Source organism: Brevibacillus sp. FSL K6-6036, from assembly GCF_037964015.1.
Taxonomy (GTDB): domain Bacteria; phylum Bacillota; class Bacilli; order Brevibacillales; family Brevibacillaceae; genus Brevibacillus; species Brevibacillus borstelensis.
This window is the reverse complement of sequence record NZ_CP150173.1, coordinates 3820882-3837261: the sequence shown is the minus strand read 5'-3', so window position 1 is coordinate 3837261 and position 16380 is coordinate 3820882. Positions and strand designations below refer to the sequence as shown.

Sequence of the window (16380 nt, the reverse complement as noted above, 5' to 3'; positions counted from 1 at the left end):
AAGCGTGCGTTCTTCAAAAAGAACAGGCAGCAGCAAGCTTGTCAAAAAGTGGAACAAGGAAGAGATATTGCAGCAGGTCATTTTGCATGGACAAATTTCCCGCGCCGACCTTTCCAAGGAGACGCAGCTCAGCCGTCCGTGTGTGTCGGCCCTCGTCGATGAAATGATTCAGGAAGGCCTCCTGCACGAGGTAGGCATGGGAGACTCGCGCGGCGGCCGCAAGCCGATTTTGCTCGAGTACAACTATCAGGCATACGCGATTGCCGGGGCTGTGTTCGAAGGCTCCACGCTGGATATGGCAGTAGCTGATCTGAAAGGACGGTTTTTGGGGCGTTATCAGAAGCGGCTGTCACAGCCTGGAAACGGGGAGCTGGTGATCGAGGATTTGGCCCAAGGGCTGGAGCGGCTGCTGGAGGAAAGCAGTCTTCCCGCTGACCGGCTGCTCGGGATCGGTGTCGGCCTGCCCGGCGTTACCCAGCGCGGGAGCGGTACGGTCAGCTTTTCGCCCAGCACAGGCTGGATGGGCTCGCCAATCCAGAAGACCATCGAGGAGCGCCTCGGGCTGCCTGTTATCATCGACAACGACGTAAACATGATGACCCTGGGTGAGTACGTCCGCGGCGTCGGGGTCGGCCACAGCACGGTCGTCTACATGTATGTAGGCACCGGGATCGGCTCCGGCATCATCCTGGACGGACAGTTTTACCGCGGGAGCCGGGAAGCGGCAGGGGAGATCGGCTTCATGATGATCGGTCCCGCCAATTCCAGAAAGGACGGAGCGTCGGGTGTTTTCGAGACGCATTATTCCGCTCCCGGCATCGCATGCAAGGCCAAGGGATTTCTCTCTGACCTTCAGGAAGGGTCGAGTGTCATAAAAGAGCTGATTCGGTACGCCGAGAAAGGACACGAGGAAGCCGTCCGACTTCTGGACGAAGTGTACCTCAACTGGGCATACGGAATAGCCAATATTGTCAGCATCCTGAACCCGGAGCTGTTGATCCTGAGCGGGGAGATGGTCCATATCGATGATAAAGGGGTGAAGCGGATTTCCGATTGGCTAAGTGAGTGGGTGCCCGTAGCGCCTCGTCTGGAAAAGGCTGCTCTTGGCGAACAGGCGGGCTTGATCGGTGCCGTCCACAGCGTTTTAGAGGCGTTCCCGTCCACGAGACTGCTGGACAGGTAACAGAAAAAAAGGGGGAGTTTGTTTTGAAACAGTCCAACAGCACACTGAAAAAATGGATGCGAGGCGTGTTTGCCAGCTCGCTGGCCCTGACGGTTGCGGCGTGCTCCGGCGGTGGACAGGAGGCGAAGCCGGCAGACAGCAACAATACTGGCGGGCAGCCGTCCGGCGAAGCGAAGCCTGCCGAACCGGAAGGCGACCAGAAGCTGATCATTTACACCGCACGCGACAAGAACATCTTCGAAATCGTCCTGCCCAAGTTCAATGAAAAGTATCCGAATATCGAAGTGGAGACGCTGGAGATGGGAGCGCAGCAGATTCTGGAACGCGTACGCGCCGAAAAAGCCAATCCGCAGGCCGATTTCTGGTGGGGCGGCACGCAGTCCGCTCTGAGCACGGCGGCGGATGAGGGCTTGCTGGAGCCTTACAAGCCGACGTTTGCCGACAAGATTCCGGATTTGTACAAGGACCCGCAGGATCGCTGGTATGGAGAAATGCTGCTGCCGGAGGTCATCATGTACAACTCCGAGGCGCTCAAGCCGGAGGAAGTTCCGCAAGACTGGGATGAGCTGATCGATCCCAAGTACAAGGATAAAATCGTAATCCGCAACGTTCTGCCATCGGGAACGATGAGGACCATCTACTCTGCCATGATCTACCGCCAAGGACCAGACACCCCGGAAAAAGGCTACGAGTGGCTTAAAAAGCTTGACGCCAACACCAAGGAATACACCCAGGACCCGACCAACCTCTACCTCAAGCTGGACCGCCAGGAAGGCGTCATCTCTCTGTGGAATCTGCAAGACGTACTGATTCAGAGCAAACAGAACAACCATCCATACGACTTCGTCTATCCAAAGAGCGGGGCACCGATCCTCGTAGACGGCGTCGGCTTGATCAAAGGCGCGAAAAACGCGGACGCGGCCAAGAAGTTTTACGAATTCCTGTTCAGTCCGGAAATTGCCGCCCAGCTTGCCAAGGAGCGCTTCCAGTTCCCGTCCCGCACGGACATCAACAAGGACGATCTGCCTGACTTCATGAAAAACCTCGAGCTGAAGCCGCTGGAGCTGGATTGGAAGGTCATGGCGGAAAAAGAAAAAGAATGGATGCAGCATTGGGACGAAAACATCAAAGGAAAAGGAAAGAAGTAACCGGTTTCACGGACAGCGACCAGACGGGGAGGCACACAAGTCGCTCCGTCTGGCTCTTGCATAGAGGTGGTCTTTATGCGATCACTTCCGGACCGGGCCCATTTTTTTTAGGGAGGACACCTGATGAGCAGCGTAACACTGGATCACGTACACAAGCGATTTGGAAAGGCCAAAGGGGTAGAAGATGTCCACATTCATATCGAATCAGGAGAATTCTTCACGTTTTTGGGCCCCAGCGGCTGCGGGAAGACGACTACCCTCAGAATGATCGCCGGCTTTTACTACCCGACGGAAGGGCGCATCTCGTTCGGCAGCCAGGATGTGACGATGCTGCCGCCCAACAAGCGCAATACCGGGATGGTTTTCCAAAACTACGCCCTGTTTCCGCATATGACGGTGTTTGAAAATATTGCCTTTGGCTTGCAGGTTCGAAAAATGGCGAAAGCCGACATCAAAGAACGCGTGGAGAGGATCATGAAGCTGGTCCGTCTCGATGGGTACGGAGAACGCCGGATCGACCAATTGTCTGGCGGACAGCAGCAGCGTGTCGCTCTCGCCCGTGCCCTCGTCATCGAGCCGCAAATCCTGCTGCTCGACGAACCGCTGTCCAACCTGGACGCGAAGCTGCGGGAAGAGACCCGTTATGAAATCAAGCGCCTGCAAATGGAGCTGGGCATCACCACCATTTACGTGACGCACGACCAGGCGGAGGCGATGTCGATGTCAGACCGCATCATGGTCATGAACAGCGGAGTGGTGCAGCAGATCGGCACGCCGCACGAGATCTACCACCGGCCGGTGAACCGCTTCGTCGCGTCCTTTATCGGCGAAACCAATCTGTGGGAAGCGACAGTGACAGGAATTGAGGGCCAAAACGTCTATGTGCAGGTGACGCCCGACATCTCCCTGTGCGGCTCCTTGCAGCAGGCATCCCCGCAGGTTCGTTTGGCGGTCGGAGAAAAGGTAGCGCTTTCGATTCGTCCCGAAGCGGTTCGGGAAAGTGCGGGAGCGGACGGTGAGAACGTGGTGAGAGGAACCGTGGCGCTTGCCGAGTTTACCGGTGCATGCGTCAACTACGTGACCAGCGTCGGACCCCACCAGTTGAGGAGCATGTTTATCAATGAAGGAAGCGCTGTCAAACAGCCCGGGGAGGCCATTTCCCTGCACATTCCAAAGAACAGCATCTATTTTGCCGGATAAGGAGGAAAAGCGATGAGAGCAGAGCTGCAGCCAGGATCGGCACCCGCAAGGCGAATGTCGTTTACCTCTTCGCCGGCATTTGTGTATGTACTGGTTTCGCCGCTGTTTTTGATCTTGCTGGCGTACGTCATTTACCCGCTCTGGGAAACGTTTGTCGCCAGCGTCCACATCGATGGCGAGACGACGTGGAAAAACTACGTCCGCTTCTTCAGTCTGGAGCATACGGCCAATCTGGAGGCGTTGTGGACCAGCATTTATATATCCGTCCTGAGCGTCATCAGTTGCGGAATTGTCGGAGTGACGATGGCTTTTTTGCTGGAGCGCTACGAATTTCCGGGGCGAAAAATCCTGTCGGTGCTTGCCTTGGTGCCGATGGCCCTGCCGCCGCTGATCGGGGTGCTCTCGTTTACGTTTTTGTACGGTGAGAGCGGCATTTTCCCACGGGCGTTCAAGGAATTGTTCGGCCTGGCCCAAGTGCCGTTTTCCTTGAAAGGGATCTGGGGTGTTGTCGTCGTTCACACCTTTACGATGTACACGTATTTCTTCATGACCGCGTCGGCGGCGATCAAGGGGCTTGACCCGTCTCTGGAGGAAGCAGCCGCAAGCCTTGGGGCAGGGCGTTTTACCGTTTGGCGGAGAGTCATTTTGCCGATGCTCACCCCTGCGCTGGTCGCCTCGTCCCTGCTGGTGTTCATGATTTCGATGGCGTCCTACACGGCCCCGCTCATCTTCGGAATCGACCGGACGATGACGATGCAAATATATCTCTCCCGAACGAATGGAGACCTGGACATGGCGGCGGCGCAATCGACGATTTTGTCGATCGTGTCGGTAGCCTTCCTCCTGTTGATGCGCTGGTATCAGGGAGCGCGGAATTATCAAAACCAGAGCAAGGGCGTCAGCGTGCACAGAACGGAAATCAAAAGCAAGACAGGCCGCTATATCTCGATCGTGCTGGCTTTTATCGGCATCGTCATCCTGATGCTGCCCATTTTGGTGCTCGTTTTGATTTCCTTCTCCGTGGACGGCACGTGGACGGTCCAGATATTGCCGCCAAAGTATACGGTGGATCATTATCTCGACTTGTTTACCGACAAGAAAACCTGGCGTCCGATCATGAACAGCTTGGAGCTGAGCGCGATTGCCACAATCGGGATCGTCCTGTTCGGGGTGGCGGCAGCCTATGCGATGGTAAGGCTGCGTTTTCGCGGAAAGACATTGCTGGACGTCCTGATTATGCTGCCCTGGGCACTGCCTGGGACGGTCGTGGCGGTCAACCTGATCGCAGCCTTCAGCGAGCCGACCGTGTTCAGCTTCAACCAGGTGTTGATCGGCACCTTCTGGATTATCCCGCTTGCCTACTTTGTCCGCCATCTGCCGCTCGTGTTCCGTTCGACGTCGGCTACGCTGATGCAGATGGACCCGTCTGTCGAAGAGGCGGCGCGAAACCTGGGGGCTACGTGGTGGTACAGCTTCCGGCGGGTTGTCTTTCCGATGGCGTTCGGCGGGATACTGGCCGGGACCTTGCTCGCGTTTGTCCAGTGTATCGGCGAGTTCGTGGCATCTATTCTGATCTTTACCCCGCGGACTACGCCTCTTTCCGTGGCGATTTTCCAAAAGATGTACTCCTTTGAATTCGGTACGGCATGTGCATACGGCGTCTTGCAAATCGTCGTGATCATCATCGTGCTGTTCGTCTCCAGAAAACTGACCGGCGACAAGGCGGGAACGGCGGTTTAAACAGGCAAGATGCCTAGCAAGTCCGCCGTCAACTGTTGGCGCTTTGATTACTCGTGCATTTCCGTTTTGCTTCTATGGGTCAATCCGTGGCGACAGCATGAACTCCCCTGCATGAAGGCCATGATTGATAATGCAGGAATTTCCTGCAGATAGATCATCTTACAGAGGAAATGGAGGAGGGTTCATTGAAAAAGGGGACTTTTGCCAAGCTGTTTTCCGTCACTACAGCCGTCGCGCTGGCCGGCAGTCTCGTCCTGCCGCTGGCGCCCCAGACCGCTCATGCCGACCGCGGTGTCGTCGACCTGTGGAAAGCGATCAAGCCGCTGACCACGATTGCCAGCGCCATGAACACAGGCGCGCATCCCGACGACGAGCACAGCGCAATGCTGGCGTACCTGTCGCTGGGCAAGGGAGTGGACACGTCCAGCATCATCGCCAATCGCGGCGAAGGCGGACAGAACGAGATCGGCAGCGAGCTGGGCAATGCGCTCGGCATCATCCGCACGAGGGAGCTGCAGGAGGCGTCCAAGGTCACCAATGTGACGCTGGGCATCCTCAGCGAACAGATTGATGATCCCGTCTACGATTTCGGCTTCTCCAAAAGCCCGGACGAGACCCTTTCCAAATGGGGAGAAGAGGAGGTCTATGAACGGCTGATCCGGAAAATCCGGGAGCTGAGACCTGACGTAGTCATTCCCGCTTTCCTGAACGAGCCTTCTACGCACGGACATCATCGCGCCATCAATGTCATCACGGTCAGAGCGTTTGAGGACGCAGCCGACCCGAGCGTGTTTCCCGAGCATCTGGCCCAGGGGCTTTCGCCGTGGCAGGTCAAAAAGCTGTACGTCCCGGCGTCGGCAAAGGACTATGACGTCAGAGTGCCTGTAGGCGAGTATGACGAGATTTACGGAGCCTCGTATCTGCAACTGGGCGAGGAATCCCGGTTTATGCACAAGAGCCAGGGGATGGGGCGGCACTACGACGAAGGCCCGAGCTACAATTACTACAAGCTGGAAAAGTCGGTCGTCCCGGAGAATACAGGGAACACAGCAAAGGAAAAAGAACCCGATTTCTTTGAAGGCATTGCCTATACATTTGACGATCTTGCCGAGGAAGTGAAGAAAGCCGCAGGCGGTGGCAAGCTGGCAGCGGAGCTGTCCGCGCTGCAAAAGGATGCCGACCGGGTGATCGCCGCCTATCCGAGCTTCGCCAGGGTGGCAGAAGAAGTCCACGCGATGCTGGCCGACGTCAGGAAAACAAAGGCGGCTGTGGAGGCATCCGGTCTGGAGCGCGCAGTGAAGCAGGATGTGCTGCATCGGCTGGAGGTAAAAGAAAACCAGCTCAGCAAAGCGAGTGCGGAAGCGTTGTCGCTCGTAGCCAAGGTGCGCCCGGAGACGGGCGAGCTGGTCGCGGGACAGACGGCCAAAGTAACCGTAACGGCTTATAATGGCGGCCAGGTGAAATGGAGTCAGGTGAAGCTGAGCTTGCATGTCCCGGAAGGATGGAAGGCGCGGGCAACAGGTCCGACCAGCGTAAACGGTCTCGGATATAACCAGACGGCAAAAGCCGAATTCGAGGTGACGGTGCCAAGCAACGCGTCTTTGTTCCAGCCGTATCAAGAGCCTTTGATCACGGCGGATGTTGCGGTCACTGCCTTTGAAACGGCTTCTGTCACTCACGTCGTTCCTGCTGACGCGGTGGCCGTGCTGCCCGGCTTTGCCCTGTCGGTCAGCCCGGGCGCGACCGTGCTGAATACGCTCAAGCCGGAAGAGCCGATCTCGGTCAAGGTGACAGTCAAAAACTACAATCCGGGAGCAGCCAATTCCGCCATTTCGCTGGAGCTGCCGGATGGCTGGTCTGCTGAACCGAAGTCCGTGCCTGTTTCCTTCGCGGCCAAAGGTGAGACCAAATCGGCAGCGTTTACGGTGAAGCCGGGATCTTCGGTAAAGCCGGGCCAATACAAGGTAACGGCTGTCGCCCGCGGAAACGGAAAGGAAAGCCGCCAAGGCGCCCAGGTGATCCGCTATCCGCATATCGGCACCACATACTTTGTCCAACCGGCAGAGGTTGCGATCCAGGCCTTTGATCTGAACGTGCCGGAGGGCTTGAAGGTCGGGTACGTCTCCAGCGGCTTTGACAACATCGACCAATACTTGCGCCAAGTCGGGGTGGACGTCGTTTCGCTCAGCGCCAAAGACATCGAATCGGGCGATCTGAGTCAGTACGATTCGATCGTGCTGGGCATCCGCGCCTACGGATTCCGGCCGGAGCTGATTCCGAGCAATGCCCGCCTGCTCAAATACGTGGAGGACGGAGGCAACCTGGTGGTGCAGTACCACAAGCCGGAAGACAAATGGAAGCCGGAGCTGGCGCCGTATCCGATCACCATCGGGACGCCGCTGATCCAATGGCGCGTGACGGACGAGAATTCCAAAGTGACGATGCTGGCGCCTGAGCATCCGATCTTCAACACGCCCAACAAAATCACGGACGAAGACTGGAATCATTGGATTCAGGACCGTTCCGCCTACAATCCGTCCAAATGGGCGAAGGAATATGTGGAGCTGATCAAAAATGGCGATCCGGGCGAGAAGGAGTTTACCGGTACGTTCCTCACCGCCACATACGGAAAAGGGACGTATACGTACAGCTCGCTCGTCTGGTACCGTGAAATACCTGCGCTGGTGCCGGGGGCGATCCGGCTGTTTGTCAACATGGCCAGTCTGAAGCAATAAATATACAGCAAGCGATCGCAAAGAAAATGCGGGATACCCGACGCAGACAAGAAAGGCGAGAGAAGCGGGAGGCTGCCGTTTGCCGGCTGTCCTCCCTGTTTCCAGCCTTGGGGAAGCTTTAACCGAAGAACGTATATCCTCTAAAAAATAAAGAAATGGCCGGAAGGAGAAACACCGATGGATACCAAAGAACGGATCTTTCAGCAGGAGGGGGACCACTTCCCTGGAAAGACGTATGTCGAAGCAGTATTGGAGCCAGCCTTTACGGAAGCCAAAACCCATCTTTTGACGCCGATGATGGCGATCAACAAGGCCCATCTCATCATGCTTCGCGAGCAGGAGCTGATCACGGATGGAGAGGCCAAACAGATCGCCCGTTCGCTGCGCGGCATCGATCTGGAAGAGCTGCGTCGCTCCTCGTACACGGGACAATTTGAGGATTTGTTCTTTCAGGTGGAGAGCAAGCTTCTGGAGCTGGCGGGTGACGTCGCGGGCAATCTGCATCTGGCCCGCAGCCGCAATGACATGGGTGTCACCATTTATCGCATGGTACTGCGCGAGAAATTGCTGGTGACACTATCGTCAGCTATCGCCCTGAAAGAGCAATTGCTCCGGTTTGCAGATGAACACGCGGAAACGGTCATGATCGGGTATACGCATACACAGCAGGCTCAGCCGACGACCATGGCCCACTATATCATGGCCGTGGTCGATTCGCTGACGCGGGATATCCGCAGGCTGATCAGCGCGTATCGGACCTGCAACCGCAGCCCGATGGGGGCGGCAGCACTGACGACGTCCGGTTTCCCGATCAGCCGGGAGCGGGTGATGAAGCTGCTGGCCTTTGACGAGCTGGTAGAGAATGCATACGATGCGATCGGAGGCGCCGACTATTTGGGTGAAGTCGCTACGGCTGTGCAGCTGGCATCGATCAACCTGGGACGTACCGTTCAGGATATGCTGCAGTGGTGTACACAGGAGTTTGCCGTATTGAAAGTGGCAAGCCCCTATGTACAGATCAGTTCGATCATGCCGCAGAAGCGAAATCCCGTCTCTTTCGAACACATGCGGTCCCTGCTGTCGTCGGCGGCTGGCAACGCCAGTACCGTTTTGACGATGATGCACAACACTCCGTTCGGCGACATCGTCGATACGGAGGACGACATGCAGCCGTACGCATGGCGCAGCCTGTCTGTCCTCGATCAGATGTACCGGCTGATGGCCTGCGTGGTAGGGACGATGGACGTCAACAAACAGGGCTTGCTGGAGCGGGCCAAGGGCAGCTTTGCCACGGTAACGGAGCTGGCTGATACCCTTGTTCGGACGGACCGCCTGTCTTTCCGCACCTCCCACCACATCGTCAGCAGAGTGGTAAAAGAAGCGATGGCACGCGGACTTCGGGCCGATGAGATCGGGCTCGATCTCGTTCAGGAGGCGGCACAGGCCGTTATCGGAAGAAACATGAGTCTGACCGAGCAAGAGCTCAGGCAGGCGCTTGATCCCGTTCATTTTGTGGCGATCCGCAAGCTACCCGGGGGTCCCAGCCCAGATGAAATGAGACGCATGATCACCCATCGCAAGCAAGAAGGCCAAACCGACTCGGCCTGGCTTGCAGCGGAGAAGGAAACAGTTCGGCAAGCTATGAGCTATCTTGATCAGATCACGTCCGAATGGAGTGAAGCATGATGACCGTGACACGCATTCCCCTCTTGGCCGTAGACGGCGGGGGAACAAAGTGTCTGGCCGTATTGGTTGACGACTCGCAACAGATCGTGGCTACGGGTCGTGCGGGCTCCTGCAACTACCAGGGGATTGGCAAAGAGCTGGCAGCCCGGGAGCTGGAGGCGGCGATACGGGCAGCGCTGCAGGAAGCCGGAGTCCGGCAGGAGACAGCGAGCGCAGACGAACCTCCATCGACTCGCCGCTCCAGCGATCGCCAGACTCGGGAGAACAGCCCTGCGCTTGGGAAGGAAACGCTGGAAATTGAATGCGCGGTGTTTGGACTGGCCGGACTGGATACCGAATACGACCGGCGCGTGATTACGGAAATGGTGGTTGCCGTCTTGCAAAAGCTGCAAGTACATGTGCGCCATTTGCTGGTGGAAAACGACGGCTTCGCCGCCCTTTTGGGGGCCACAAACGGGGAGCCGGGAATTCTCGTCATTGCTGGTACCGGTTCGATCGCCTTCGGTGTCAACAAGGCTGGCGAAACGGCCCGATCAGGCGGTTGGGGCCATCGGGTCGGAGACGAAGGGAGCGGCTACTGGATCGGCAAACAGGCCGTTACGGCTGTGCTGAGGGCAGCGGATGGACGCGGAAGCCAGACTGTACTGACAGACCTGCTGCTGCCGCATATCGGTCTTGCTCACGTAGAAGAGCTGTTTAACTGGACATACGGTTCGGAATACTCCGTCGACAAGCTCGGGGAGCTCTCTCTTCTCGTCAGCCAGGCAGCCGACCGTGGAGACTCTGTTGCCCTCGGCATTTTGGAGAGGGCGGGAGAAGAGCTGTTTCTTGCGGCCAGAGCAGTGATGGAGCGGCTGGGCATGGGCAGAGAGCCGTTCAAAATGATCCTTCAGGGAGGCGTCTTGCAAAACGATGAGCGGGTCCGTTCGATCGTCATGCAGCGAATCCGCTCGGCGGCTCCCCAGGTTGTGATCGACAAGGCTCAAAACGAACCTATTTACGGTGTAATCGCCAAAGGATTGGCATATCTCAAAGGGAGAACCGAGAGACATTGAGGTGAAAAGCATGAAACGATGGATGTTTGTGTTTCCCCATCCCGACGACGAATCTTTTGCATGTGCCGGAACATTGGCAAGGTGCCGGGACGCTGGACATGAAACGTGTCTCGTTTGCGTCACGTCCGGCTGCAAGGGGCGTCCTGGTCCGTTTCCCATCAACTGCCGGGAAGAGCTGGCCCGGCATCGGGAGCAGGAGCTTGCGCGTGCAGCCGACGTTTTGGGGATCGGAAAGCTGGAGCTGCTCCGTTATCCGGATGGCGGATTGTCAGCAGTGGAGCCGGAAGAGCTTGCAGAGCGCATTTGCCAGTTGATCGTGGATTGGAAACCAAACGTGGTAGTCACGTTTCCGCCGGACGGCGTGACCGGGCATCCCGATCATATCGCCGCCTCCAATGCTACCGTTGCCGCAGTGGAACGGGCGGAACAGCAACTGCAAAACGGGGAATACCCCTCGCTCTATTTCGTATCCATTCCGCATTACTACGACCATTGCCCCGACAAGGGACCGAGGCCGGCCGTCCCCATTACAGGAAAGGTGGACATCACGCTATACCGTGAACAAAAAGCGGAAGCGCTGCGTGCCCATCAAAGCCAGGAATACTCGGTCAATCGGGCTTATCCGGGCGTAATGAACGGAGACAGCAGCGTAATCGGTTGTTACGAATACTATACACTGGTGCGAGAGAGAGGCAGGGCCGTCACTCCGGTTTCCCCCGAGAAAGAGATTCCCTTGATCCACCTGTAGACTTATACTAAGGGAAAACAAATTGGTGAAGGGGGAGCGGGCTAATGAAGACGATTGGATTGATCGGCGGGATGAGCTGGGAGTCCTCCGCGGTGTATTATCGTTTGCTGAATGAGGCCGTAAAGGCGGAAAGAGGAAATTTGCATTCTGCCAAATGCCTGCTGTTCTCCGTTGATTTCGCAGAAATTGCGCATTTGCAGCATCAGGGAGAATGGGCGGAACTGGGCCGGGAAATGGTGCGTGCAGCCCAAAGACTGGAGGCCGCCGGTGCCGATATGATTGTGCTTTGCACAAATACGATGCACAAGGTCGCGGAGAAGATCGAGACACTCGTCCCGCTTCCCTTTATCCATATCGCTGACGCTACGGCTCACTCCATCAAGGCTGCCGGTTTAACGAGAGTGGGCCTGCTTGCCACCCGTTTTACGATGGAAGAGGAGTTTTACACGGGAAGGCTGAGGGACAAGCACGGCTTGGACGTGCTCATTCCTTCTGCGGAGGAACGGGAAGCCGTGCATGAAATTATTTACACGGAGCTATGCCAGGGAGTAATCCGGGAAGAGTCGAAAGGCAGGTATCTGGAAATAATCCGACGCCTGATCGAGCAGGGGGCCGAGGGAATCATCCTGGGCTGCACGGAAATCGGCCTTTTGATCGGGCAGCAAGACTGTGCCGTGCCCGTTTTTGACACCACCCGGATTCACGCGGAAGCCGCTGTCCGCTACGCTCTCGGGGACGATGCCGAATAAAAAGGAGGGGATGACGCAATCCCCTCCTTTTTTGTGGCAGCCGATTATGGAGAGTCCGCGTTTTCGACCTGTTCGAAAAGCGGCTCAGGCTTTGCTGACCTTATCCGGCAGCTTATGTAACCGATTTGGAGTGTTTTTTGGTATGGGCGATCGCTGTCTGGATATAGGCAGTCAACGTATCGATAAACGTTCGGGCTGCAAATCCCATGTATCTGTCCGAACGATGGACGATACAGATGTCCTGGCAAGGCGTCGGATCCAGAAGCGAGATGATCGCGATCTCTTTTCGGTTGAGATTTTCCAGCAGCAGTCGGGGCAGTACGCATGCACCGATCCCCTGCTCCACCAGTGTGAGCAGAGAGGACAGGGTGGTCGTTTCGATATGCGGCTGCAGACGGAAACCTTCCTGGAGACAATAACGGCTGATCACTTGCCTGACTTGATGATCCGGGGGAAACATCACCATTTTCAAGTGCTGCAGCCCGGCAAAGGGGATCGCTTTTTCCTTGGCGAGCGGGTGGTCTGCACGGATAGCCAAGGCAAATTCTTCGTGAAATAACGGCAGCACGGTCATTCGTTCAGCGGGGGGAGGCGTGGTCGTGACGCCAATGTCGATAGTGCCGCTGATGACCTGCTCCAAAACCTTCGTGGATTCGATGACGGATAAAGACAATTGCGGGTAGGTTCGGTGGAATTCCACAAGCAGAGCATCAAAGAGAAGATCCGCATCTCCGGGCAGAACCCCGATCGTGAGCGTTCCGCCTTGCACATTTTTCATTTCGGCAATGGCGTCGCGGGCATAGGCAAGATGGGAAAAAACATGGCGGCTTTGTTCCAGCAACACTTTCCCTGCTTCTGTCATCGCGATTCTTTTACCCATGCGATCAAAGAGCGGGACGCCTAACTCGCTCTCCAAAAGCTTGATCTGTTGGCTGAGATTGGACTGTGTGGTGCAAAGCTTCTCGGATGCCCTGGAAAAATGCATCTCCTCGCAAACAGCGATAAAGTACTCCAATTGTCGCAGCTCCATGTATCCCTCTCCCCGCAGTTATCATCACTTTCAGTAATCATTATAATCGGAAACTGGCGATTGTAGAGTTTTTTTGAAAAGGGTACAGTTGTTTTGACAGGAAGCACACAGTCAATAACGGAGAATGAATGGAGGAATGGTCTTATGTCTCAAAACATTGTCAACACCGCAAAATCTGTTCGGCAAATCGTCCTGCACCAGGTTCAATCCATCCCCGAGGAGCTGTTCGATGCTCAACCTCCACAGTTTACCAATACGATCAGATGGAATGTCGGCCATATCGTCTTTTGCCTGGAATCCTTTCTCTCCCTGGGCTTCCCGGACACCTCACGCCTTCCGGAGTCGTATGCTGCCTTGTTCAATACGGGGACGAAGCCGTCCGATTGGACCGCTGAGCCTCCAACAAAAGAAGAGCTTGTCGAGCACTTGTCCGAGCAGCTTGCCCGCATCGCAGAGATAGCTCCCGGCAAGCTCGAGGAACCGCTGAAGTCGCCGGTGGAAATGGGACCGCTCCGTTTTACAACAGTCGGCGAGGTCGTGAACTTTGCCATCGTCCATGAAGCGATGCATTCCTCAACCATTTCCAGCTTGCTGAAAGTCGTGCAATACGGGAAATAAACGCAAGAAAACGCTTGGATGGTCTCCAAGCGTTTTTCCATGTCATGTTCATATGCTTCTATAACGAATGGACGTGTTGCCTAGACCTCGGAAGCATGGATCTGTTGCTTTAAATCCGCCATCCGCTTTTTTCCCCATTCATACATCATCTCGACGATCGGCAGCAGCGTCATGCCGAGCTCAGTCATGGAGTACTCGACCTTCGGGGGAACTTCCGGGTATACCTCTCTATGAACGATCCCGTCTTCCATCAGCTCGCGGAGTTGATTGGTCAACATTTTATGGGATATTTTCGGAAACAGCCTCTGGAGGTCGCTAAACCGATGCGGCCCCTCAACACCCAAGTGCCACAAAATGACGACCTTCCATTTTCCGCTGATGATGGACAGTGTAAGCTCCTTTTCACAATTGAAATCGCCATTTTTGAGCTTTTCCTGAATTTCTTTTCGCAATTTGTCTGACATCGCTTCCTACGCCTCCTTCTCCAATAGTAACATTTTTGTAACCATCGAACAAAAAAGTGCATGCTTCCCGCCATGGGCAAATGACGATAGGATGAGAGTATCTTTTGAACACTTGTTCACGATCAAGGAGGACATTATATCATGGCGAAAAAAGCATTGCTTATCATACCACCAGACCGTTTCAACGAGGATGAGCTGTTCAGACCGAAAGAAGAACTGCAAAAAGCCGGTATCGAAGTGACCGTTGCCAGTACAAAAACGGGTGTGATCACAGGAGACAACGCGGGAAAAGCGGAAGCCGAGGTCATCTTCTCGGAAGTGTCGGCAAGCGACTATGATGTCGTAGCGGTGATTGGCGGTTCCGGAACCATCGACCATCTGTGGGGAAACCAGGAGCTGATCAGCTATTTGAAACAAGCGTATGACCAGAACATTCTCGTTTCCGGCATCTGCGCAGGTTCGGTAGTGGTCGCAAAGACAGGCTTGCTTTCCGGGCGCAAAGGTACGTGCTACCCTGTTGACGTGATGATCTCCGAGCTGGCTGCAAACAACGTAGAGTACGTAGCCGAGCACGTTGTGGCACACAAAGACGTGATTACGAGCGACGGTCCAGACGGAGCTGTGGAATTTGGACAAAGCCTGGTGAAAGCATTGGCCTAAGCTGGCTAGTCCAGGTTTGTGTCGAAATCCGGTAAAAAACGTAAAGACTGTCTCTCGAAAACCAGATAAGGCAGCAAGCTATCGGCCAGCTTCAAACATGTTTGTGCATGTTTGGGGCTGGTCTTTCTTTAATTGGTCAACTAAGTTACAATAAAAAACAACAAAAACAAAGTAAAAACAATTTCTTAATACTTGATTCACACGTGATTTACAAACAGCCCGTATCATGAGAGGTGATGAAAGGTTCTGAAAAGAGAGGGAGAGGTTCATATGATGCGTTGGTTCCATCCTTTGCTTGCGTCCTTGTTGCTGCTTCCTGTCGCCGCAGGTTGCGGTCAGGCTTCAGGGACACAAACACAATCACAGCAATCCACAGTCTCTGCAGGAGGTGCAGCATCAGGTTCATCCGAGCTCACCGTCTACACGGCGTTAGAAGATGACCAGATCAAGTCGTATCTGGAATCCTTCAAGCAGAAGCACCCGGAGACAAAAATCAATATCGTCCGCGATTCTACCGGCGTGATTACCGCCAAGCTCTTGGCGGAAAAAGACAATCCGCAGGCTGACGTGATCTGGGGAGTAGCGGCTACCAGTCTGCTGGTGCTGGATCAGCATGGCATGCTGGAAGGGTACTCGCCGAAAGGAATCGAGCGGGTCGCTCCCGAGTTCAAAGACACGCAGGAGCCGGCCCATTGGGTAGGCATAGATGCCTGGGAGACTGCGTTTGCTGTGAATACGGTTGAGCTGGCGAAGAAGAACCTCCCCATTCCGCAGTCCTACGAAGACCTGATCAGGCCGGAGTACAAGGGAATGATCGTCATGCCCAATCCGGCATCGTCGGGCACCGGCTACCTGACTGTTTCCGCCTTGCTCCAATTGAAGGGCGAGGAAGAAGGCTGGGCCTATCTGGACAAATTGCATGAAAACATGGCTGTCTATACCCACTCCGGCTCCAAGCCGGCAAAAATGGCTGCTTCCGGCGAGTACCCGATCGGCATTTCGTTTGGCTACCGCTCCATTACCGAAAAGCAAAAGGGAGCGCCGGTCGAAGTCGTCTTCCCGAAAGAGGGCTCGGGCTGGGATGTGGAAGCAAACGCCCTGGTGAAAAAGCAAACGATCAAACCGGCAGCAAAGCAATTTCTGGACTGGGCGATTTCTGATGAAGCGATGAAGGAGTACAACAAGAACTTTGCCATCGTCAGCGTCAAAGGGGCAAGCAGCCAGATTCCGGAGGGCTATACGGTCGATCCGCTGCAGCAATTGATCAAAAACGACCTGAAAAAATCGGCTGAGAACCGCGACAAGGTGCTGGCTGAGTGGGAGAAGCGTTTCAACCAAAAAAGCGAGCCTGCGAACTAAGAGGA

14 protein-coding genes are annotated in these 16380 nt (G+C 55.4%); 12 read left to right on the top strand and 2 right to left on the bottom strand.

Annotated features, from left to right (window positions below):
• Positions 1 to 4 precede the first annotated feature (4 nt).
• From NST37_RS19235 to NST37_RS19195, 9 genes are all read left to right on the top strand, one after another.
• Complete coding sequence (locus NST37_RS19235; RefSeq protein WP_003388910.1) at positions 5 to 1183, top strand: ROK family transcriptional regulator; 1179 nt, start codon at positions 5 to 7, stop codon at positions 1181 to 1183.
• 23 nt (positions 1184 to 1206) lie between these two features.
• Complete coding sequence (locus tag NST37_RS19230) at positions 1207 to 2331, top strand: extracellular solute-binding protein (protein ID WP_024983899.1); 1125 nt, start codon at positions 1207 to 1209, stop codon at positions 2329 to 2331.
• A 123-nt stretch (positions 2332 to 2454) separates the two neighbouring features.
• Complete coding sequence (locus tag NST37_RS19225; RefSeq protein ID WP_003388912.1) at positions 2455 to 3531, top strand: ABC transporter ATP-binding protein; 1077 nt, start codon at positions 2455 to 2457, stop codon at positions 3529 to 3531.
• Positions 3532 to 3543: 12 nt separating this feature from the next.
• Positions 3544 to 5271 (top strand): iron ABC transporter permease, encoded by a 1728-nt coding sequence (locus NST37_RS19220; RefSeq protein ID WP_003388914.1) that lies wholly within the window; start codon positions 3544 to 3546, stop codon positions 5269 to 5271.
• Between the two features lie 185 nt (positions 5272 to 5456).
• Positions 5457 to 8006 (top strand): NEW3 domain-containing protein, encoded by a 2550-nt coding sequence (locus tag NST37_RS19215; RefSeq protein WP_081924258.1) that lies wholly within the window; start codon positions 5457 to 5459, stop codon positions 8004 to 8006.
• A 177-nt stretch (positions 8007 to 8183) separates the two neighbouring features.
• On the top strand, positions 8184 to 9692 hold the full coding sequence (gene argH / locus NST37_RS19210) for an argininosuccinate lyase (protein WP_003388917.1): 1509 nt from the start codon (positions 8184 to 8186) through the stop codon (positions 9690 to 9692).
• A complete protein-coding gene (locus tag NST37_RS19205; protein ID WP_339186801.1) occupies positions 9692 to 10747 on the top strand; it encodes a BadF/BadG/BcrA/BcrD ATPase family protein in 1056 nt (351 codons plus the stop codon). Before argH ends, NST37_RS19205 begins: the two co-directional genes overlap by 1 nt.
• Before the next feature lie 10 nt (positions 10748 to 10757).
• Positions 10758 to 11495 (top strand): PIG-L deacetylase family protein, encoded by a 738-nt coding sequence (locus NST37_RS19200; RefSeq protein WP_024983902.1) that lies wholly within the window; start codon positions 10758 to 10760, stop codon positions 11493 to 11495.
• Between the two features lie 44 nt (positions 11496 to 11539).
• On the top strand, positions 11540 to 12244 hold the full coding sequence (locus tag NST37_RS19195; protein WP_024983903.1) for an aspartate/glutamate racemase family protein: 705 nt from the start codon (positions 11540 to 11542) through the stop codon (positions 12242 to 12244).
• Positions 12245 to 12356: 112 nt separating this feature from the next.
• Here the strand turns inward: NST37_RS19195 and NST37_RS19190 are convergent, their stop codons facing one another.
• A complete protein-coding gene (locus tag NST37_RS19190) occupies positions 12357 to 13274 on the bottom strand; it encodes a LysR family transcriptional regulator (protein WP_024983904.1) in 918 nt (305 codons plus the stop codon).
• A 144-nt stretch (positions 13275 to 13418) separates the two neighbouring features.
• On the opposite strand from NST37_RS19190, the gene NST37_RS19185 reads away from it, so the two are divergent.
• Positions 13419 to 13892: a DinB family protein gene (locus NST37_RS19185; RefSeq protein ID WP_003388922.1), complete on the top strand. Its 474-nt coding sequence runs from the start codon at positions 13419 to 13421 to the stop codon at positions 13890 to 13892.
• Positions 13893 to 13972: 80 nt separating this feature from the next.
• On the opposite strand, the gene NST37_RS19180 is transcribed toward NST37_RS19185, so the two are convergent.
• Complete coding sequence (locus NST37_RS19180; RefSeq protein WP_003388923.1) at positions 13973 to 14356, bottom strand: helix-turn-helix domain-containing protein; 384 nt, start codon at positions 14354 to 14356, stop codon at positions 13973 to 13975.
• Positions 14357 to 14497: 141 nt separating this feature from the next.
• Here NST37_RS19180 and NST37_RS19175 point away from each other — a divergent pair, with 141 nt between their 5' ends.
• On the top strand, positions 14498 to 15016 hold the full coding sequence (locus NST37_RS19175; RefSeq protein ID WP_003388924.1) for a DJ-1/PfpI family protein: 519 nt from the start codon (positions 14498 to 14500) through the stop codon (positions 15014 to 15016).
• Positions 15017 to 15286: 270 nt separating this feature from the next.
• Complete coding sequence (locus NST37_RS19170; RefSeq protein ID WP_024983905.1) at positions 15287 to 16375, top strand: putative 2-aminoethylphosphonate ABC transporter substrate-binding protein; 1089 nt, start codon at positions 15287 to 15289, stop codon at positions 16373 to 16375.
• The last annotated feature ends 5 nt before the right edge of the window (positions 16376 to 16380 follow it).